Source organism: Demequina sp. B12, assembly GCF_028823635.1.
GTDB lineage: Bacteria > Actinomycetota > Actinomycetes > Actinomycetales > Demequinaceae > Demequina.
This window is the reverse complement of record NZ_JAPEHU010000003.1, coordinates 196,777-215,356: the sequence shown is the minus strand read 5'-3', so window position 1 is coordinate 215,356 and position 18,580 is coordinate 196,777. Positions and strand designations below refer to the sequence as shown.

Annotated in this window: 18 protein-coding genes; 11 read left to right on the top strand and 7 right to left on the bottom strand. The window is 64.3% G+C overall.

Annotated features, from left to right (window positions below; genetic code table 11):
* Positions 1 to 27 precede the first annotated feature (27 nt).
* The 5 genes from ON058_RS08520 to ON058_RS08500 all read right to left on the bottom strand — a co-directional run bounded on the left by ON058_RS08520 (position 28) and on the right by ON058_RS08500 (position 3,922).
* On the bottom strand, positions 28 to 882 hold the full coding sequence (locus ON058_RS08520; protein WP_274668624.1) for an anti-sigma factor: 855 nt from the start codon (positions 880 to 882) through the stop codon (positions 28 to 30).
* On the bottom strand, positions 879 to 1,520 hold the full coding sequence (locus ON058_RS08515) for a sigma-70 family RNA polymerase sigma factor (protein ID WP_274668623.1): 642 nt from the start codon (positions 1,518 to 1,520) through the stop codon (positions 879 to 881). Before ON058_RS08515 ends, ON058_RS08520 begins: the two co-directional genes overlap by 4 nt.
* A 22-nt stretch (positions 1,521 to 1,542) precedes the next feature.
* Positions 1,543 to 1,809, bottom strand: a complete 267-nt coding sequence (locus ON058_RS08510; protein WP_274668622.1) for a hypothetical protein — start codon at positions 1,807 to 1,809, stop codon at positions 1,543 to 1,545.
* Between the two features lie 146 nt (positions 1,810 to 1,955).
* Positions 1,956 to 2,114, bottom strand: coding sequence for a hypothetical protein (locus ON058_RS08505; protein ID WP_274668621.1), 159 nt, complete (start codon positions 2,112 to 2,114; stop codon positions 1,956 to 1,958).
* Positions 2,115 to 2,230: 116 nt separating this feature from the next.
* Positions 2,231 to 3,922 (bottom strand): cytochrome c biogenesis protein CcdA, encoded by a 1,692-nt coding sequence (locus ON058_RS08500; RefSeq protein ID WP_274668620.1) that lies wholly within the window; start codon positions 3,920 to 3,922, stop codon positions 2,231 to 2,233.
* 85 nt (positions 3,923 to 4,007) lie between these two features.
* Between ON058_RS08500 and ON058_RS08495 the strand changes: the two genes are divergently transcribed.
* From ON058_RS08495 to ON058_RS08475, 5 genes are all read left to right on the top strand, one after another.
* A complete protein-coding gene (locus ON058_RS08495; protein WP_274668619.1) occupies positions 4,008 to 4,922 on the top strand; it encodes a patatin-like phospholipase family protein in 915 nt (304 codons plus the stop codon).
* Positions 4,919 to 6,040 carry a 1-acyl-sn-glycerol-3-phosphate acyltransferase gene (locus tag ON058_RS08490; protein WP_274668618.1) on the top strand — a complete coding sequence of 374 codons (1,122 nt, stop codon included), beginning with the start codon at positions 4,919 to 4,921 and terminating at the stop codon, positions 6,038 to 6,040. The genes ON058_RS08495 and ON058_RS08490 overlap by 4 nt, the downstream gene beginning before the upstream one ends.
* Positions 6,037 to 6,507: an isoprenylcysteine carboxylmethyltransferase family protein gene (locus ON058_RS08485; RefSeq protein WP_274668617.1), complete on the top strand. Its 471-nt coding sequence runs from the start codon at positions 6,037 to 6,039 to the stop codon at positions 6,505 to 6,507. Before ON058_RS08490 ends, ON058_RS08485 begins: the two co-directional genes overlap by 4 nt.
* A gap of 71 nt (positions 6,508 to 6,578) precedes the next feature.
* Positions 6,579 to 7,316: an SDR family oxidoreductase gene (locus ON058_RS08480; RefSeq protein WP_274668616.1), complete on the top strand. Its 738-nt coding sequence runs from the start codon at positions 6,579 to 6,581 to the stop codon at positions 7,314 to 7,316.
* Between the two features lie 77 nt (positions 7,317 to 7,393).
* Complete coding sequence (locus tag ON058_RS08475) at positions 7,394 to 7,957, top strand: helix-turn-helix domain-containing protein (RefSeq protein ID WP_274668615.1); 564 nt, start codon at positions 7,394 to 7,396, stop codon at positions 7,955 to 7,957.
* 19 nt (positions 7,958 to 7,976) lie between these two features.
* Here the strand turns inward: ON058_RS08475 and ON058_RS08470 are convergent, their stop codons facing one another.
* Positions 7,977 to 9,590: an MFS transporter gene (locus tag ON058_RS08470; RefSeq protein ID WP_274668789.1), complete on the bottom strand. Its 1,614-nt coding sequence runs from the start codon at positions 9,588 to 9,590 to the stop codon at positions 7,977 to 7,979.
* Between the two features lie 420 nt (positions 9,591 to 10,010).
* Here ON058_RS08470 and ileS point away from each other — a divergent pair, with 420 nt between their 5' ends.
* The 6 genes from ileS to ON058_RS08440 all read left to right on the top strand — a co-directional run bounded on the left by ileS (position 10,011) and on the right by ON058_RS08440 (position 18,042).
* Positions 10,011 to 13,238, top strand: coding sequence for an isoleucine--tRNA ligase (ileS, locus tag ON058_RS08465; RefSeq protein WP_274668614.1), 3,228 nt, complete (start codon positions 10,011 to 10,013; stop codon positions 13,236 to 13,238).
* 32 nt (positions 13,239 to 13,270) lie between these two features.
* Positions 13,271 to 14,134 (top strand): alpha/beta fold hydrolase, encoded by an 864-nt coding sequence (locus tag ON058_RS08460; RefSeq protein WP_274668613.1) that lies wholly within the window; start codon positions 13,271 to 13,273, stop codon positions 14,132 to 14,134.
* A gap of 98 nt (positions 14,135 to 14,232) precedes the next feature.
* Complete coding sequence (locus ON058_RS08455; protein WP_274668612.1) at positions 14,233 to 15,687, top strand: folylpolyglutamate synthase/dihydrofolate synthase family protein; 1,455 nt, start codon at positions 14,233 to 14,235, stop codon at positions 15,685 to 15,687.
* Positions 15,688 to 15,731: 44 nt separating this feature from the next.
* The gene (locus tag ON058_RS08450; protein WP_274668611.1) at positions 15,732 to 17,138 is read left to right on the top strand and encodes a folylpolyglutamate synthase/dihydrofolate synthase family protein; all 1,407 of its coding nucleotides are present in this window, start codon (positions 15,732 to 15,734) and stop codon (positions 17,136 to 17,138) included.
* Positions 17,135 to 17,590: a DUF4233 domain-containing protein gene (locus ON058_RS08445; RefSeq protein WP_274668610.1), complete on the top strand. Its 456-nt coding sequence runs from the start codon at positions 17,135 to 17,137 to the stop codon at positions 17,588 to 17,590. Before ON058_RS08450 ends, ON058_RS08445 begins: the two co-directional genes overlap by 4 nt.
* The gene (locus ON058_RS08440; protein WP_274668609.1) at positions 17,587 to 18,042 is read left to right on the top strand and encodes a hypothetical protein; all 456 of its coding nucleotides are present in this window, start codon (positions 17,587 to 17,589) and stop codon (positions 18,040 to 18,042) included. The genes ON058_RS08445 and ON058_RS08440 overlap by 4 nt, the downstream gene beginning before the upstream one ends.
* A 9-nt stretch (positions 18,043 to 18,051) precedes the next feature.
* Here ON058_RS08440 and ON058_RS08435 read toward each other — a convergent pair whose 3' ends face one another.
* Positions 18,052 to 18,564 (bottom strand): adenine phosphoribosyltransferase, encoded by a 513-nt coding sequence (locus tag ON058_RS08435; RefSeq protein WP_274668608.1) that lies wholly within the window; start codon positions 18,562 to 18,564, stop codon positions 18,052 to 18,054.
* Positions 18,565 to 18,580 lie beyond the last annotated feature (16 nt).

The window sequence follows — 18,580 nt, the reverse complement described above, 5'->3', positions numbered from 1 at the left end:
CCGCAATGGCGGGCCGACTCTCTCGCCTCAAGTGGCAGTTTTGCCAGGCATTTCTGTGACGCACACCGGTTCGGAGGTGGGGGCGTCAGAGCCGCTGGGGGGTTCCACAGTGACAGCGACGGCTGCGACGTCGGTCATGACACCTTCGGCTACTGCCATGTACTCGCCGTCGTCGTGTGGCACAAAGGTGGGTCCGGCAACCTTGGTTCCGTCTGCCATCACGAGCCACACTTGGTAGGCCATTCCGTCTTCCGGCATGGGCGCATTGGCACCCATCACGGCCAGGGACTCCATGCGTGCGCTCGTGACCACATGCCCGGCCCCGAGCTCAAGGTCCATGGATGTGGCGTCGGGTGCGGAGGTCACCATCATGACGTCCTTCTCGAGCGCCAGATCGGCCGCATGCTGCGCGCGTGCGTCGGCCCACGTCACGCCCACCACGGCAACGACCACAGCGGCCGCGGCTGCACCGGCTGCGGCAAACCACGTACGTCGGGCCCGGTGCGCACGGCCGTGACGTCGGCTAGCGAGTTCGTCGGGGGTGTCACCGCTGGCGGCGGCCCAATCACGAGTAGGGGCCGATGCTGGGGTGGGGCCAGCGTGGGTACTCGCCGTGGCGGGAACAACGGGCGGGAGTTGGGCTGTGCGTGCCACCTCAGCCATGACATCGGCTTTCAAACCCTTGGGGATGGCCGCTGTTTGCGCTGCGCCGAGCTCTTCCACAGCGCTGGCGAGGGACAGCAACTCGGAGCGGCAGTCGCCGCAGTCGTCGAGGTGGAGCTCGAAGTTGCGCCGTTCCGTCTCGTCGACGGCGTCGATAGCGTATGCGGCAACGAGCGAATGCAGGTTTGCGTCCTGCGTGCCGTGGCGTTCGGTGGTCACTGGTCCACCCCCAATGCGTCTCTGAGTTTGATGAGCCCGTCGCGGATGCGAGCTTTTGCAGTTCCCAGCGGAATGTCGAGCGCGGCGGCCGCTTCACGGTGCGTGAAACCTTTGAAGTACGTCAGTTCGAGTGCTTCGCGCTGACGCTCGGTCAAGGCGGTGAGCCCGGATCTCACACGTGCGGCTTGCCATTCACCGTGCATGCGGTCAATGACCTCGTCTTGATCGCCGTGGTCTACAGGCGTTGCCACGCCGTGAGCGTAGAGACGGTCCGTATGGGCTTGCTCGGAACGCACTCGGTCAACTGCACGCCGGTGGGTGATAGTGAGGATCCAGGACCGCGCCGTGCCGCTCTTGGTGTCAAAGCGTGCGGCTTGCCTCCACACTTCGACGAGCGCTTCTTGGGCCACGTCGCGGGCCAGATCACGGTCACGAACAATGCGCAATGCGAGTCCGAACACGGCCCCGGCGACGAGGTCGTGCAAGGCACTAAAGGCTTCCTCGTCGCCGCGGGCAGTGCGTTCCACAAGTGCGGCGAGTGCCGCAGCGGAGTCGGTGTGATCGTGGGAGGCCGGCACCATCGACGACGACACGGCCCGCAGATGCGGTGCCGTGCCCGTCCCGTCCTCGCTACTCATCACACTCATGCCAACGCGCGAACTACGCGTCGTCTTCCTTCTCCATCGAATCGTCTTCCATGGAGTCATCTTCCATGCTGTCGTCCTCCATAGAGTCATCCTCCATCGAGTCGTCGTGGCCCATGGTCGCGTCTTCGCTGGGCTCCATGCTTTCTTCCATCATGGTGTCGTCGCTCATGGAGTCCTCTGGTTCCGTGGAGTCACCACAGGCCGCCAGCAACGTTCCGGACAGCAAGATGACAGCCGGAATGGCGACCACGCGTGTCGCGATAGTGCGGGACGTGTTCATGCTTCCTCCTCAAATGTCACCGGGCCCGGGGCGGTCCGGCACCACGTATTCGGTGCCCGAGCCCGGGTGGATGGGTCCGTAGACAGGCGTCAGGGGCGAACCCGGATGGGCCCGCCCCTGACCTGGAGGGGAAAAACGTGGGGCGGCTAGCCCTCGGAATCCATCGTGGATTCCATGGTGGACTCCATGTCAGTGTCCATCGTCGATCCGTCATCGGAGTCGGACGTAGAGTCGCCGCACGCGGCGAGAAGTGCGCCCGCGAACAGCAGCGTGGCGGGTACTGCAATGGCCTTGCGAAGTTCCATGACGGAGACCTCCCGGGGACTGAAGTACTGGCGTGCCACGGTGACGCGCCTCTACCATTCACGCCCTTTTTGTCCGGTTTCGCATCCGCTAGCAAGCAAAATCTTGGCCAAGCCCTTTACCCGAACGTAAACGCATACACCTCGATACCCGGCGTGAAATCGAGGCTCAGTACATCGTCAGCGGGATCCCCGAGCACCAGGTCATAAAGGTCCGCGATGCCGTCTACCTGGACTGTCGTGGGACTGTCCGGCTGTGAACGCCGGGTCACTGTGACCTCACCCATGCCCGCCATCACCAGGTGGACGTCCGCCGCGTAGTAATGCAAAGTCAACGCCGCATCGTCTCCAGCAAGCGCGTACTCATCGGTGAGGGTCCACTCGCCGGTGTAGGCAAACATGTCCGTCGCCGGCAGGCCATCGAAGCTGTAAAAAGCAGGGCTGTCCTCAACGACTTGGTCGGCGTTCTCGGCGTACTGAAGCCTGCCGTATCCCACGTAGGTTTCCGGTGTGCGGCCTGCCGTGTGGTTCCCAGCATCGGCCTGAACCACGTCACTAGCGTCATCCCCCAGCAACTCCTGGATGAGCCTCTCAGTCTGCTCGTACGCGCCTTCTCCATAGTGAACCTGCACCACCGTGCCATCGGAATCGATCAAATAGTGCGCGGGCCAGAACCGCTGATCCCATTCCCTCCACGTCTCGAAGTCGTTGTCGATCGCGATCGGATACTCGATTCCGTAGCGCTGTGCGGCATCGGCAACATTGTCCACGTCCCTTTCGAACGCAAACTCGGGGGAGTGCACACCAATGATGGTGAGTCCTTCATCCCGGTAGCGCTCGTCCCAAGCGGTCAGGTAGGGGAAGGTGCGTTGGCAGTTGATGCACGAGTACGTCCAGAAGTCGATCAACACAGGGCCATCCAGGGTCTCCAGATCTAGTGCCTCGCCGTCCGGCGTGTTCAACCATTCCTGGATGCCCACCAGATCGCGGGCCGGGCCACAGTTGAGGAGGGAGCCGGGGTCTTGCACCTCGCACTCATCGAACGTCATGGCGCCCTCGGCGGCGGACTGCTCCTCACGGCCAGTCAAGTCATCGAGTTCATCCCGGACGGAGTCGTTGTCCTCGATGGACTTCTGGGCATCGGCGAGCACGCCAGGAACCCAGCGCTGGAGTGGCTCAGCGACATTCGTAGCGATCACGAGCGCCGTCAGCATGAGGACCACACCAGAGCCGATCCGAATCGCACGCAGCCGTTCTCGCACAAAACCAATCCGTGAGCCCATGGCCTGACCGGCAAGCCCGAACGCTAGCAACGGCACAGCGATCCCCACAGAGAACGCCAACGTGAGGGCCACAAGTCCCCAACTGAACCCGTTGGTCGCCGCCAACACGGTGATCGACGCCAGGATGGGGCCAGCGCACGGCACAAACACCAGCCCCAGCGCCAACCCCATGACAAACCCATTGCCGCTGCGATCCATCTTCACAGGACGGATGCGCTCAAACGGCCGCTGCAGCAACTCGCCCAACGGCGGTACAGCCAAACCCAAGCCCACGACCGCCAGCACCACAATGCCTGTCCAGCGCAAGAAGTCGTCAGGTAGCCCCAGAGCGCTCAACAACAACCCGCCCAACAACGTGAAGAACGCAAAACTCGTGACCAGGCCTGCCACCACCACGAGGGGACGGCGCCTCGACCGTGCGCCGTCCTGGATTGAGCTGGTGAGGATGGCAGGCAACACAGGCAGCACGCATGGACTGATGGCTGTGATGACGCCGGAGACAAAACCGACGATGGCGAGGGTGATCATGCCCAGTGTTCGTCGTCAGTGGCAGTGCGGTTGGGTTCGGCATGGAGTCCTGAGGTCCGTCACCCCGGCCCGCTAGCCTGGAAGTATGACTGTGGGATACGTCCTAGGCGGCGGTGGTGTGCGTGGGGCCGTCGAAGTGGGCATGCTGCGAGCCCTGTTCGACGCACACGTGACGCCAGACCTCATTGTGGGGACCAGCATCGGCGCTCTCAACGGTGCCGCGGTCGCGATGAACCCGTCGCCGAGCGTCATCGCCACCTTGGAGCGGGCCTGGAACTCTCCGATTGCAGGGGAGATCTACGGAGAATGGTGGCCACGCCAGTTGCGCCGGCTCGCAAAGTCACGCACCCACCTCAACAACCCCGCGCCGCTACGCACAATGATCGTCGATCTTGTAGGCGAGGGCCGAACCTTCGCTGACACCGCAGTGCCGTTTGCCGTATGTGCCGCGAGCATTGAACGTGCCGCGGAGACGTGGTTTGACGAAGGTCCCATGGCGGACGCAATCCTGGCCTCGGCATCGGTCCCCGCGGCGCTGCCTCCCACCTTGATCGACGGTGAGCATTACATCGATGGCGGCGTGGTCAACTCGATCCCGCTCGGTGAAGCCATCCGGCGTGGCGCCACCGAAATCTACGTCCTGCAAGTGGGGCGCATTGAGGAGCCGCTGAGCGCGCCGGAGAAGCCTTCCGACGTCGCCAAAGTGGCTTTCGAGATCTCCCGCCGGCATCGCTTCGCACGCGATATGGCCGATGTCCCTGCCGGAGTCACCGTGCACGTGTTGCCCTCCGGGGGATCACAGGAAGGCGACGAGAAGCTCACCGCGTTCAAGAACCTCGATACCGTCACCAAGCGTATGGAAACAGCCTACGAAGCCACCGCGGCATACCTGGCTGACCATCTCCCTGGGCACGCCGACGCAGCCTCGCAAGCTCAGGCGGATGACCACGGGCTCCACGATCCAGTAGGCAACTCCTCGCTTGAGGGAGACGCTCGGTGAGCGGGGCTGCAATGACGGCAACGAGGAAGCGCCGTGTTGCCTGGCGTTTGCCGCCGGTATGGGTGCGCCGGTGCCTCATCGCGCCTTTCGTGGTGCTGCTCGCCCTCGTCTGGCTGCCGTCGAGCGTGTGGTGGGGAATCCTCGTCGCGGGCGTCGTGGCGTGGGCATTCCCCGGGCGTTTACGGTTGTTCCGCGTCATCTTCATGGTGGGCCTGTACCTGTTGTGGGACGCCATGGCGCTGGTGTGGATGTTCGGCCTGTGGGTCGCCTCGGGCTTTGGGTGGAAGGTGAGGTCCCCGCGGTTCCAGCGGGAACACTACAAACTCGCTGGGGTGATGCTGAGGTCGCTGTTCCGTGCTGCCAAGTGGATCCTCCGCCTGGAGATCGACATCTCTGACTTCAACGTCGATGAGGTCGCGGTGGGCCGCCCGCTGATTGTGGTGTCACGTCACGCAGGTCCGGGTGACTCGTTCATCATCGTGGAGTCGCTGATCACGCGTTTCAAACGCGAACCCGCCATCGTGTTGAAAGACACCTTGCAGTGGGACCCCGCTGTCGATGTGCTGCTGAACCGAGTCCCCACCCGGTTTGTCGCACCACGCTCGGCACGCAAGAAGGGTGCGCCCAGCGGTGCACTGTCGGTCGGCAAACTCGCCGAGGGCATGGATCCCGAGGATGCCCTGCTGATCTTTCCCGAAGGCGCCAATGCAACACCCAAGCGTCGCTCCAAGCGGATCGCGGCCCTCCGGTCCAGTGGCCACAACGCACTCGCGGACCGCGCCGAGGCCATGCCGCACGTGATGCCCCCGCACGCCGGGGGAGTGTTGGCTGCGATGAACGCCAGACCAGATGCAGCCGTGATGATGGTGGCGCATACCGGTTTGGAGAAGCTCTCGACCGTGCGAGATGTGTGGCGCGAACTACCCGTGGACAAGAAAATCACCCTGCGCGGCTGGACCACACTGCCCGAGGACATTCCCCACGGCCGTGCCGCGCGTGAAGAGTGGCTGTACGACTGGTGGGAGCGCATTGACGACTGGATTGAGACGCAGCAGCCTCCCGTTTCAGAGGCTGCAGCGAAAGCCGCGACGAAGGCCAGCCCGGGTGGCGCTCCATGAGTGACTCTCCTCGCCACCTGAGGGAGTGGCTGATGGTAGGGCTGCAAGGGCTGCTGTTCCTCGCTGTTGCGGTCACCGCAATCGCACCCGTCCCTGGAGGTTCCTGGCCGTCGTCCCTGTGGGGCGGACTCGCGCTGATCGTGGCGGGTTCCCTGGGGGTGTTGTGGACCGGGCGCCTCTTGGGGCGATCCCTGACGCCGCTGCCCGCCCCCAATGGCGAAGGCCTGGTCGTCGACGGCGCCTACCGGTGGGCGCGCCACCCCATGTACTCGGCGCTCGTCGTGATCTGCTTGGGCGTTGCGGTGTCCTCCGGAGCGTGGACGTCGTACACCGCCGTTGCGGCGCTCACGGTGTTCTTCATGGTGAAGTCACGGATGGAAGAGCGGTTCCTTCTGCAGGCGTATGAGGGTTATCGCGACTATGCCTCGCGCACGGGCCGGTTTCTCCCTGGAGTGGGTCGCCTTTAGCAGCATCGGTTTGTGCGGCCGGTGTCACGAGTGGCGCGTGTGACTCCTCGACGTCGGCGTACCCTGGCGCCATGAGCGAGTTGCATGCAGTGGTGACAGGCGCATCCTCCGGCATCGGAGCGGCGGCCGTGCGGCGGTTGACCGCTGAAGGGTGGCGAGTGACGGCGGTTGCTCGGCGCCAGGAGCGGCTCGCTGCCCTGCAGGCCGAGACCGGTTGCGCAGTGATCGTGGCGGACATTACCTCTGCCGCCGATGTGGCCCGGCTTGCTCAGGCCGTCACCGGACCGGTGCACGCACTCGTCAACAATGCGGGTGGAGCTGTGGGGTGGGTCACGATCGCGCAGTCCAGTCCGGACGACTGGCTGTCGCAGTATGCGCTCAACGTGGTCGGTACCGTACGGGTGACCCAGGCGTTGTTGCCACACCTCATTGACTCGGGCCGTGGCGATGTCATCAACCTGACGTCTACCGCTGGACACGAGCCCTACGAGTACGGAGCAGGGTATGTCGCGGCTAAGCATGCGGAAGCGGCGATGACCCGCACGTTGCGGCTCGAACTTACCGGGACGGGAGTGCGAGTCATGGAGATCGCGCCGGGGATGGTGCATACCGAGGAGTTCTCCTTGCACCGCTTCGATGGCGATCAGAGTAAAGCCGACGCCGTGTACCAAGGCATCGAGCCGCTGACCGCGCAGGACATTGCCGATGCAGCGTTCTACGCACTGTCAAGGCCCCATCATGTGTCGATGGACCTCATGGTGATTCGTCCCCGTGAACAAGGCGGCGCCACTAAGACTGTCCGCCGGTAGGGAATGATCGCGTTAACGCGGCGTGGCGCTGGGCGATTTGGCCGGATACTTGGGTGTTCGCACCCTAGACTGGCCGCATGAGTCAGGCCCGTGCCCACCTGCTGATGCATCCCGTGCGCATGCGCATCGTGCTCGCGCTGTTCTCTGAGGCCTTGACGACCAAGGAACTCAGCGAGGTGCTGCCCGATGTCCCGCAGGCGTCGTTGTACCGCGCGGTGGGGGAGCTGAAGAACGCGGGAATCCTTGAAATCGTGAGCGAGGAACGCCGCGGCGGTGCGATTGAACGCACCTACCGAGCGATTCAAGGCAGTGCGCTGATGTCGCACGAAGAGTTCACTTCCGGGCAGCCCGAGGAGTTCATGGCCGCCATCCAGGCGTTCGCGGACCAGATAGTCGCCACTACGTCTCGTTATGTGGGCACAAGTGAGAACAACTCGTGGCGTCAGGGGAAGTTCACCTTCAGGCATGCGTCGATGTGGCTCACTGACCAAGAACGCGAGGATATGCGCGCAGAGTTGTCGCAGGTCCTCGCCAAGTACGAGTCACGGGAGCGAGGCCCCGAAAGCACCTCGTACTCAGTGAACGTTGCCGTGTCGCCCACTGCGGCACGCCGCTCGACGGACTCGCATTCCGCCACCTGATCCATCCGCGTCGGGTTCGCTAGCGGTTCGAACTTGATGGCCCGTAGCCGATGCTGTGCATGGATTGCAGGCCGTCGCCGGGACCTCGCTTATCTTTGCTGGTGCGTGACACTGCCGCACGCTGTTTGGCCTTCAGGCCACGCTTACGACGGCGGATCCCGAGTTCCTTTTCCCGTTGCTCCCATGCTGAACGGCGTTGCTGGAGACGGGCCAAGCGAGTCTGGGCTTCGCGCACCTGACGTGGCACGTTGAGCAAGGCGCGTGTGCGGCGATCCACGGTCACGGTGACCAGGATGGCGAGCGAGAAGATCACGAATGACACGAGCGGCAGTGCCTGTGTGCCCCAGCCGCTCACGATCACGGCACCCACAATGGGGCCGGTTGCTGCGCCCGCGTTGGCGGTGGTGGTGTACATCCCGCCGGCGAGTTCAGTGCGGAATGGTGTGTGGCGCATGGCCCAGTTCAGGAGGGCCGCGATGAGGACCGCCCAGCCGGCGGCCTGCAAGCCCTGGGCCACGATCGCTGACCATGGCTGGCCGATCCACAAGATGAGCCAGGCGACGGCAACCATGGCGGTACCCACCGCGACCGTACGTACGGCATGGCGGATCAGGAAGGTCCCGACTGCCATGGTTGCTGCGACAGCCAGCAGGCCCCCGAAGGCGAAGATGAGCGGCAGGATCTGATCGCGTAGGCCGGCTACCTCAGTGAAGAACGGAACGATGTACGTCCACGTCGCGGCCATACCCATCGAGACTAGGAACGTCACGGCCAGGACGCGGAAGAAGTCTTGCCGGGAGGGAAGGTCTCCCACGGTGTGGGAGGTTGCCCCGCCGGGTGTGGTGGTCGAGGGCAGGACGAGCCCCAAAGCTATCGCGAGCGAGAAGCCCAGGATGGCGAGCGCCGCGAACGGTATCTGCCATCCCAGCGCCGTTCCGGAGGCGGTGACCAGCGGTGTGCCGATGACACCCGCGGCGGCTGCGCCCAGCATTACCCCGGTCACGGTTTTGGGGCGGAGGTGCGGTGCAAAGAGGCTTGCTGCCGTAGGCGCGACCAGTGCCCAGAACAGGGCGTGCGCGAGTCCTGAGGTGACGCGGCCTGCAGCGAGTTGTCCCATCGATGAGGAAGTCGCGGCAATGAGGAGGCCGATGCTCCATACCGTCATTGCTGCGGTGAGGGAGAGTCGCCTGCTCCATCGTTTGGTGAGGAAGGTGAGGGGGATAGCGGTGAGGACCACGGTGAGGGAGAACGCCGTCGCGAGCAGACCCACTTGAGCGACAGGTATGCCCAGGCCGGACGAGATATCGGTGCTGAGAGCGACGATGGTGGCCTCGTTCACGCCCATGGCGAACGCGCCCGCTGCGAGTGTGAAGAGCCCCCACTTTGCACGGCCTGAACTGATGACCAGGGAAGCTTCGGACCATTGGCCGGGTTCGGGGTCGTCGAGCACCACGGCCGAGGAAGCCCCCACGACTGGGATCGACATGGTGGTGGCGTGGGGTTCGGCGTACGCGCCATGGTCACCGTGATCGTGCTCGTCGAGCGCGGCATCGTCGCGCGCGATGATCTCCATCGTGCGCGTGGCGTCGCTTTCTAGGTAGGGCCGCATGTCGAGTTCCAGCGTGTGCGGCACGTCGTTCAAGCGTGGCTCCTTCCCGGGCGTCGGTCCTCGTTACTCCATGGTTAACACCCGAGCGCGCCTTGCGCGATTCGTGCATCGCGGCCGGGTCTGCCTTCTGCCGGGACAACGGGGGACAGGTCCTTCTTGTTCCTGACGGAGGTCCCAGTGGGCTCCCGCTACACTGGTGCCAACAGCTTTGACCCGGATATCACCGGTGAGCTTGCGGAAGAACGGCATGGCGCTCAGTAGAACCGCACGGGCAGCCCGTCACAGCGGCGTCCTCGTGACAGCGAGGGCATGAGTGGTCATCCAACGCCTGCACGGCAGGGGAGGGTGGCAAGCGAGGTGGTACCGCGCTCTTCCAGGCACGTGCTTGTGGTGAGCGTCCTCGCTTAAGGATTGCGACGCCAACACCCAAGGACTGCCACCGTCATGAGTGCCTACCCTCAGCATCGACCTGACTCCTCTGTGCCTGCTTCCCCTAGTTTTCCCTCGATTGAAGAGGATGTGCTGGAGTACTGGAAGCAGGATGGGACGTTCCAGGCGTCGATTGACAACCGCGACGATGCAGAAGAGTTCGTCTTCTACGACGGCCCGCCGTTCGCGAACGGGCTTCCGCACTACGGCCACTTGCTGACGGGATATGTCAAGGACGCGGTGCCGCGTTTCGAGACGATGCGCGGCAAAAAGGTGGAGCGTCGCTTCGGTTGGGACACTCACGGGCTGCCGGCTGAGCTTGAAGCCGAGCGCATCCTGGGCATTACCGACAAGTCTCAGATCGACGAGATGGGCATTGCCGCGTTCAACAAGACGTGCCGCGATGCCGTGCTGAAGTACACCGACGACTGGCAGGAGTACGTCACCCGCCAGGCACGTTGGGTGGACTTCGACAACGACTACAAGACCTTGGACCCCACCTTCATGGAGTCCGTGATCTGGGCGTTCAAGACCCTGTACGACAAGGGCCTGGCTTACGAGGGTCACCGCGTGCTGCCGTACTGCTGGCGCGATGAGACGCCTTTGTCGAACCACGAACTACGCATGGACGACGACGTGTACGCGAACCGTCAGGACCCTGCGTTGACAGTGGCGATGCCGTTGAAGGCCGATGCCGTGGCGGCGTCCGCGCTCGACGCTGACCTGAAGGAGGCGCTCACCGGCGCTGAGGTGCTGATCTGGACCACGACACCCTGGACGCTGCCGAGTAACCTGGCGGTGGCCGTGGGGCCAGAGATCGAGTATGCGGTGGTGGCTGCTGGTGCGGAGTCCGCGTTTGCCGGCCGCAAGGTGCTGATGGCGGCAGCCCGGCAGGGTGCCTATGAGCGCGAGTTGGGCGAGGACGCTGCGGTGGTGGCGACCGTCCACGGTTCCGCATTGGCGGGCCTGCGCTATGAGGCTCCGTTCGCTTATTTCGCGGACATGGACAACGTGCACCAGGTGTTGGTGGCCGACTTTGTCTCCACCGAGGACGGTACGGGAATCGTTCACCTTGCGCCGGGCTTTGGTGAGGACGACGCCCTGGTGTGTGGCGAGGCTGGCATCGAGACGGTGGTGCCGGTTGACTCCAAGGGACGCTTCACTAGTCAGGTCACTGACTATGAGAGTCAGCAGGTCTTTGACGCTAACCCCCACGTGATCCGCGATCTCAAGGAACGTGGCATTGTGCTGCGCCACGAGACCTACGACCACAGCTACCCGCACTGCTGGCGCTGCCGCAACCCTTTGATCTACCGCGCCATCTCCTCGTGGTTCATCAAGGTCACCGACTTCCGCGACCGCATGGTCGAGCTTAACGACCAGATCACCTGGGTTCCCGAGCACATCAAGGAAGGCCAGTTCGGCAAGTGGTTGGAAGGGGCGCGCGACTGGTCCATCAGCCGCAACCGTTACTTCGGCACACCCATCCCTGTGTGGGTTTCCGATGACCCGTCGTACCCGCGCGTCGACGTCTACGGCTCGTTCGCTGAGCTGGAAGCGGACTTTGGAGTCCTGCCGCTTAATGAGGATGGCGAGCCCGACCTGCACCGGCCCTACATCGACGACCTCACCCGTCCCAACCCCGACGACCCCACGGGCCAGTCCACGATGCGCCGCATTCCGGACGTCTTCGATGTGTGGTTCGACTCGGGCTCCATGCCGTTCGCGCAGGTGCACTATCCCTTCGAGAACGAAGAGTGGTTCGACACCCACAACCCGGCGGACTTCATCGTGGAGTACATCGGGCAAACACGCGGCTGGTTCTACGTGATGCACGCGCTCGCCACGGCGCTCTTTGACCGTCCGGCGTTCTCGACGGCCATCAGCCACGGCATTGTCCTGGGCTCGGATGGCCGCAAGATGTCCAAGTCGTTGCGCAACTACCCAGACGTCAACGAGGTGTTCCACCGTGACGGTTCGGACGCGATGCGCTGGTTCCTGCTCGCGTCCCCCATTCTGCGTGGCGGCAACCTTGTCGTGACGGAAGAGGGCATCCGCGAAGGCGTGCGTGAAGTCATGCTGCCGCTGTGGAGCTCGTACTACTTCTTCACGCTGTACGCCGGTGCCGCCAATGGCGGTGACGGTTACCTCGCCAAGCCGGTAGCGGCCGATGCCGTGGCAGACCTGCCGGTCATGGACCGCTACGTTCTGGCTAAGACCGCCGAGCTGGCGGACGCGATGACCGCTCAGCTTGACGTGTACGACGTGCCTGGCGCATCGGACACCTTGCAGTCCTTCATGGACCTGCTCACCAACTGGTACGTGCGTACTCAGCGCGACCGTTTCTGGTCCGAGGACTCCCAGGCGTTTGACACCCTCTACACGGTGTTGACGACTGTCACAGGCTTGGCCGCACCGCTGTTGCCGTTGTTGACCGAGGAGATCTACCGCGGTCTCACGGGTGAGCGTTCGGTACACCTCACGGACTACCCGGCCGTGCCTGGCGCATGGCGTGACGACTCGCTCGGTTCCGTCATGGACCAGGTACGGGAAGTGGTGTCCGCAGCCCACGCCTTGCGTAAGGCTGAGAAGATCCGCGTGCGTCAGCCGCTTCAGCTGCTCAAGGTCGCTGTGGCTGACCCCGCGGCTTTGTCGGACTACGCGGACCTGATTGCCTCCGAGCTCAATGTCAAAGCTGTCGAGGTTGTCACCGAGGACGCATTCACCGTTGACCACCCGGTCGAGCAGCGTCTCAGCGTCAATGCGCGCGCCGCAGGCCCTCGCATCGGCAAGGATGTGCAGGCTGCCATCAAGGGCGCCAAGACCGGTGACTGGTCTGTCTCGAGCGCTGGCGTCGTCTCCGGCGGCATCGCGTTGGTCGAAGGCGAGTACGAGCTCGCTACGGTCATCGGCGACGGCGGAAGTGACGCCGAAGCTGCGTCCGTTTTGGGCTCGGGCGGGTTCGTCCTGCTGAACACGGAACTGACGCCCGAACTCGAAGCAGAGGGATTTGCCCGCGATCTGATCCGTTCCGTCCAGGACACTCGCAAGGCGGAAGGCCTCCAGGTCAGCGACCGCATTGTGCTGTCACTGACGGTGCCCGCCGACAAGGTGGACGCCGTGCAGACCTGGGTTGACCTCATCGCTCGCGAGACTCTGGCGCAGGATCCTGCAACAGGTCACTCCCGCGTGTCGGTCGCGGTAGGTGCGGAGATTGCCATCGCGGTGGAGGTTGCGCCCTAGCGCGCGAGTTTGACCCCTGGTTGACTGGGTGGATGCGAGTCCAACGTCTCCACGATGACACCCGCCGGTCATGGGTCGACCCTGACCAGGCGCGACCTGTGCGTGTCACGGTGTGGGGTGACACGGTGTGGGACGACACGGCGGGCGGTAGCGCTCCTGGCAGCCGTCCGCTGACTGTGCTGTCCCATGGAACTGGGGGACAGGCGCTCGATTTGGCGTGGGTTGCTGAGGCGCTCGCGGCGCGGGGTCATGTCGTGGTGGGCATCGATCATCACGGCAACACCTCGACCGGTCCCTATCTGCCGGAGGGCTTCGCCTTCGTGTGGGAGCGACCGCGCGATGTGTCCTTTGTGCTGGATTGGGCTGTCGAAGCGCTACATGTCGACCCCGCACGCATCTCGGCGGTGGGTTTCTCTCTGGGCGGGTACACGTGTGCGGCGCTGGCGGGTGCGCGGATTGACGCAACGGTGTTGCAGGCGGTGATGGACCGCCATGTCCCCATGCCTCCGCTGCCAGAAATGCCGGACCTGCTGGATCAGTTGTCGCATCGCTATCCAGGTCCGGCCCTCGCCGGTGTCCTGGCGGGTGCGGGGGAGAGCGTGGCGGATGCCCGGGTGAGCCGCATCGTGATGCTGGCGCCCAGCCTGGGTGCGCTCATGACGGATCAGTCGCTGGAGGCAGTGAGCGTTCCTGCTTTGGTGATGTGGGGAGACGCCGATGCTGAGGCTGAACCGGTCTCCAACGCCCAACGCTATGCGTCCCTCATCCCCGGTGCTCAAGGCGCGTCAAGGGGAGCGGACGTGGAGCACTATTGGTGGCTTGCGGACCATCCCTCCGGCGAGTCGCTGCGACACGCCGTTGCGCCAGAAATTGTGGACTTCTTGAACCGCTCTTGACCGTGCATCGTCCCTGGTAAATACGGCGAGTGGGGGCGTTGGAAAATTGGTCTCGAAAACGGTCATCAGCACCCCCTGGCGTGCCGCAAAATATCTTCGTGAACCACCCCCTTTTTGCAGGGTTTGACCCTGCCTCTGCGGAGCGTGCCATCGACTCCGAGATCTTCTCCCGTACCCCCGATGGCGACCACGGCGCCAAGATGCGCCGCGTCGGTGATGCACTTGCCCGCTTGGGAAATCCCCAGCGCCACTTGCGCATCGTGCATGTGACCGGAACCAATGGCAAGACCTCGACGTCGCGCATGATCGAGTCGTTGTTGCGTGCCCATGGCCTGCGCACAGGCCTGTTCACCTCGCCTCACCTGACCACCTTCCGTGAGCGCATCCAGATCGATGGGCAGCCGCTTCCGCAGGAGTCGTTGGCGGCGCTCTGGGAGCGGGTGGCGCCCGTCGTGGCGGCTGTCGATGCGTCGTCGCTGCACCAGGGTGGCTCGCGGATGAGCTTCTTCGAGATCCTGACGGTCCTGGGCTTCGCTGCCTATGCGGATGCTGGCGTTGACGTGGCAGTGATTGAGGTGGGCATTGGCGGTGCGCGCGATGCCACCAACCACGGTAGCGGTGAGGTCGCGGTTCTGACCCCCATGGCGGAGGACCACTCTGACTACTTTGTGGGCGGAGTCGCAGGTGTGGCCGCAGAGAAGTCCGGCATCATCAAGCCTGGCGCCACTGTGGTGTCAGCGCTGCAGCCGGCATTGGCGGAAGACATTATTCGCGCAGCGGTCGCGAAGGCCGATGCCGCGGTGCGGTGGGAGGGCATCCACCATGAGCTGGTGAGTCGCCGTGCGGATGCTGCAGGCCAGTGCGTGACGTTGCGGACCATGGGCGGCTCGCACGCAGAAGTGTTGGTGCCGCTGCACGGTGACTTCCAAGCCCAGAACGCGTTGGTGGCCTTGGCTGCGGTGGAGGCGTTCCTTGAGCGCCTCGCCGGCTCTGATACGCCCGTCGGGGTCCTGGACCCTGCCGCAGTGGCCCGCGGCTTCGCGGGTGCGACGTCGCCGGGCAGGCTTGAAGTCATCTCCGCGGCGCCGACGGTGGTGGTCGATGCTGCGCACAACCCGCACGGCGTGCAGGCGCTTGCCGGGTCCCTCCATGAGAGCTTTGGCTTCGACTCGGTCGTGGGCGTCGTGGCCGTTCTTGCTGACAAGGACTGGGCTGGCATCTTGGATGGCCTTGAGCCGGTCGTGGACCGCGTGGTCGTCACACAGACTGATTCGCCACGTGCCACGCCGGTTGAGGAACTCGCATCGGCAGCGCGTGAAGTCTGGGGTCCGGATCGCGTGACCGTCGCCTCTACAGTCGCGGAGGCGCTGGGCGTCGCGACTGCCATGGCCCGCGCGGCTGGGCCGGAATCCGGAGTGTTGGTCGCGGGATCGATCACCTTGGTGGCGGCGGCACGCAAGGTTGTGGCACGTGAACACGAGGCGCAGGTGCGCGTTGTGCCGCCGCGATTGGCCGATGCCGGCGAAGCGTCGACTGAGGTGGTGCCTGCCTAGTAGTCGGCACCCGAGCCGGGAGTGCTCGTGGGACACTGGTGTCTATGCCTGAGTCTTCTGACCTGGTGCTCGGCGGCTTGACGCCCGATGAGGCTGAGCACGAGATCTACCAGCACATCATTTCCCGCAACCCCGAACACGACTTCGAGCCCACGCTCGATCGTGTGCGTGACGTGTGCGCGCTCCTCGGCGACCCGCAACACGCCTACAAGGTCATTCACCTGACAGGCACCAACGGGAAGACGTCGACAGCGCGCATGGCGGAGTCGCTCGTGCGTGAACACGGCCTGCGCACGGGCCTGTTCACGTCGCCTCACCTGACCTCGGTACGTGAGCGCATCCAGATTGATGGCGAGCCCATTGCGCAAGAGGATTTCATCCGCTTGTGGGGCGAAGTCGCCCCCATCATTCACTTGGTCGACGCCAAGTCCGCTGAGAACGGTGGCCCGCGCCTGAGTTTCTTCGAGGTGCTGGTGGTGCTCGCGTATGCAGCGTTCGCGGACGCTCCCGTGGACGTCGCTGTCATCGAGGTGGGGATGGGTGGCGTGTGGGACGCCACGAATGTCGCCGACGGCGATGTCTCTGTGGTGACTCCTATCTCCATGGATCATGCGCAATGGTTGGGTGACTCGCTGGTGGAGATCGCCACGGAGAAGGCCGGCATCATCAAATCCGGTGCTGCCACAGTTATCTCCGAACAGCCTGAGGTAGTGCTTCCGGTCCTGTACGAGGCACTGGCACAGGCCGATGCTCGCGCACGGTGGGAAGGCCAAGACCTTGAGGTCGTGGAACGCCAGCCCGGGGTGGGCGGCCAGTTGGTGACATTGCGCACGTCGGCCGCGACGTACACCGAGATCTTCGTGCCGCTCTACGGCGAGTATCAAGCGTCGAACGCCTTGCTGGCGCTCGCGGCGGTGGAAGCGTTGCTCGCCGACGGGGGAGAGCCCGCGGCGTTGAGCGCGGAGACTGTGGAAGCGGGCTTTGGCTCGGTGACGTCTCCCGGTCGCCTTGAAGCAGTACGGACGTCGCCCATGGTGCTGGTAGACGCCGCCCACAACCCTGCTGGCATCGACGCCATGGTGGCGGCGCTGGACGAGTCCTTCACGTTTGAGACGCTCGTGGGCATTGTGGGAATCCTGGCGGACAAGGATGCCGAAGGGATCCTGGCGGGACTCGAGCCCGCTTTGGACCACATCGTCCTCACTGCCTCGACCAGTCCCCGTGCGATCCCGGTCGAGGACCTGGAAGCCATCGCATTGCCGCTGTTTGGGGAGGACCGAGTTTCGGTGGCAAGCAACCTTCCCGACGCCATTGACCGCGCGGTGCAGCGCGCCGAACGCGACCACGACATGGGCGCTGGCGTCCTTGCGGTGGGGTCGGTGACACTGATTTCCGAGGTTCGCATTCTGATGCGTGCCGACGAGCGCAAGGGCACGGGCCAAGCGCGATGACCGAACCCGTGTCGACTCCGGACGACGGCGACGCCGAGTACGTCGTCAAAGCCAAGCGCTCGGCCACGCTGGTCTTTACACAAGCTGTACTGATGCTGGAGGCGTTCTGTGCGCTCTTCGCGATGCTGCTGGTGTGGGGGCTGACACGCGGCGGGATGCTTGATGTTCCCGTCGGGTGGACCATTGGTGGTGGGCTGACCCTGGTGGCGCTGATGGCCTGGGCTGCAGGCAAGCAGGAGAAGTCGTGGGGGCGCCCGTTGGGTTGGGCGCTTCAGATTCCGCTCTTGGTGGCCGGCTTTCTCGATACCGCCATCACCATCATCGGAGTCATTTTCCTGGGCATCTGGATCCTGGCGTTGCGCTTGGGCACCAAGATTGACCGCGAGCGCGCTCAGTACGACGACGATCACCCCGGAGAGGTGCCGCCCGTCGACCAAGGCAGGCGAGCGTGAGTGCGGTGAATCCCGTCCGCCCCATGTTGTGGCGTATGGCCGCGGCTTTCGTGGTCGCAACTATCGGGTTGTCGATGGTGTTCTGGGCTCTCGATGAGGTCGTGGCGAAGCGTGCCGCGGGCGATGCCTCGGGCACACCGCTCAGCACCTATGCGCTGATCTTCTCTGGGCTGTTGCTGAGCTTCGCATGCTGGCGCTATGCCCGTTCACGGTGGGCGACTCACCTGGCAGAAAACCCTGACTCGCGTCCCGCGCCCCGCTGGCTGTGGTTTCCCGTGGCCGGTGTGGGAGCCGTGGGGTTTGTGTGGGGAACGGTCCTGCACAGCAGTTGGCTTGCACAGCAAGATCCTGCCCCGTTGGAGCCGAACCTGGGGTTTGTCCTGTTTCAGGTGCTGTGCGTGACGCTCGTCCTGAGCGCCAGCGTGGCCCTCATGAAGCGGCCTTTGCGCTAAGTCGCGCGGCTAGACGCTAACGCAGGCGTGGACGTCGTACCCTGCGAGCCGTTCACGTCCCGGGAGAGCCTCGATCTCCATGAGAAAACTGAACTGAACGCTCGCGGCCCCCGCGCGGTGCAGCATGTCGGCCACGGCGCGAGCGGTTCCGCCGGTGGCGAGCACGTCGTCAATGACAAGGACGCGCTTGCCGGCGACGCCGTTGGGGTTGAGGACGAGTTCCGAGGCACCGTATTCGATGGTGGCGTCAGCTTCCAGCAAGTCGCCGGGCATCTTGCCCTTCTTCCGCACCATCGACATGCCCACATTGAGTGCCTGCGCCACCACTGGCGCGAAGATGAAACCGCGCGCGTCCACGCCCACGACCAGATCCACTGCGGCATCGGCCGGCATGAGGTCGTCGCATGCGGCACGGAAGCGTTCCGGATCCGCAAGGATCGGGGCAATGTCGTAGAACAGGATGCCCTCGACGGGGAAGTCGGGGTAGGTGTCGAAGTCCGCGAGCGTGATCACGTGTTCCATCGTCCCACGGCGAAGT

Excerpts from the sequence above, each read along its gene's own strand:
- ON058_RS08515 (WP_274668623.1), bottom strand. The coding sequence starts at position 1,520 with ATGAGTAGCGAGGACGGGACGGGCACGGCACCGCATCTGCGGGCCGTG.
- ON058_RS08510 (WP_274668622.1), bottom strand. The coding sequence starts at position 1,809 with ATGAACACGTCCCGCACTATCGCGACACGCGTGGTCGCCATTCCGGCT.
- ON058_RS08505 (WP_274668621.1), bottom strand. The coding sequence starts at position 2,114 with ATGGAACTTCGCAAGGCCATTGCAGTACCCGCCACGCTGCTGTTCGCG.
- ON058_RS08500 (WP_274668620.1), bottom strand. The coding sequence starts at position 3,922 with ATGATCACCCTCGCCATCGTCGGTTTTGTCTCCGGCGTCATCACAGCC.
- ON058_RS08495 (WP_274668619.1), top strand. The coding sequence starts at position 4,008 with ATGACTGTGGGATACGTCCTAGGCGGCGGTGGTGTGCGTGGGGCCGTC.
- ON058_RS08485 (WP_274668617.1), top strand. The coding sequence starts at position 6,037 with ATGAGTGACTCTCCTCGCCACCTGAGGGAGTGGCTGATGGTAGGGCTG.
- ON058_RS08480 (WP_274668616.1), top strand. The coding sequence starts at position 6,579 with ATGAGCGAGTTGCATGCAGTGGTGACAGGCGCATCCTCCGGCATCGGA.
- ON058_RS08475 (WP_274668615.1), top strand. The coding sequence starts at position 7,394 with ATGAGTCAGGCCCGTGCCCACCTGCTGATGCATCCCGTGCGCATGCGC.
- ileS (WP_274668614.1), top strand. The coding sequence starts at position 10,011 with ATGAGTGCCTACCCTCAGCATCGACCTGACTCCTCTGTGCCTGCTTCC.
- ON058_RS08460 (WP_274668613.1), top strand. The coding sequence starts at position 13,271 with ATGCGAGTCCAACGTCTCCACGATGACACCCGCCGGTCATGGGTCGAC.
- ON058_RS08450 (WP_274668611.1), top strand. The coding sequence starts at position 15,732 with ATGCCTGAGTCTTCTGACCTGGTGCTCGGCGGCTTGACGCCCGATGAG.
- ON058_RS08445 (WP_274668610.1), top strand. The coding sequence starts at position 17,135 with ATGACCGAACCCGTGTCGACTCCGGACGACGGCGACGCCGAGTACGTC.
- ON058_RS08435 (WP_274668608.1), bottom strand. The coding sequence starts at position 18,564 with ATGGAACACGTGATCACGCTCGCGGACTTCGACACCTACCCCGACTTC.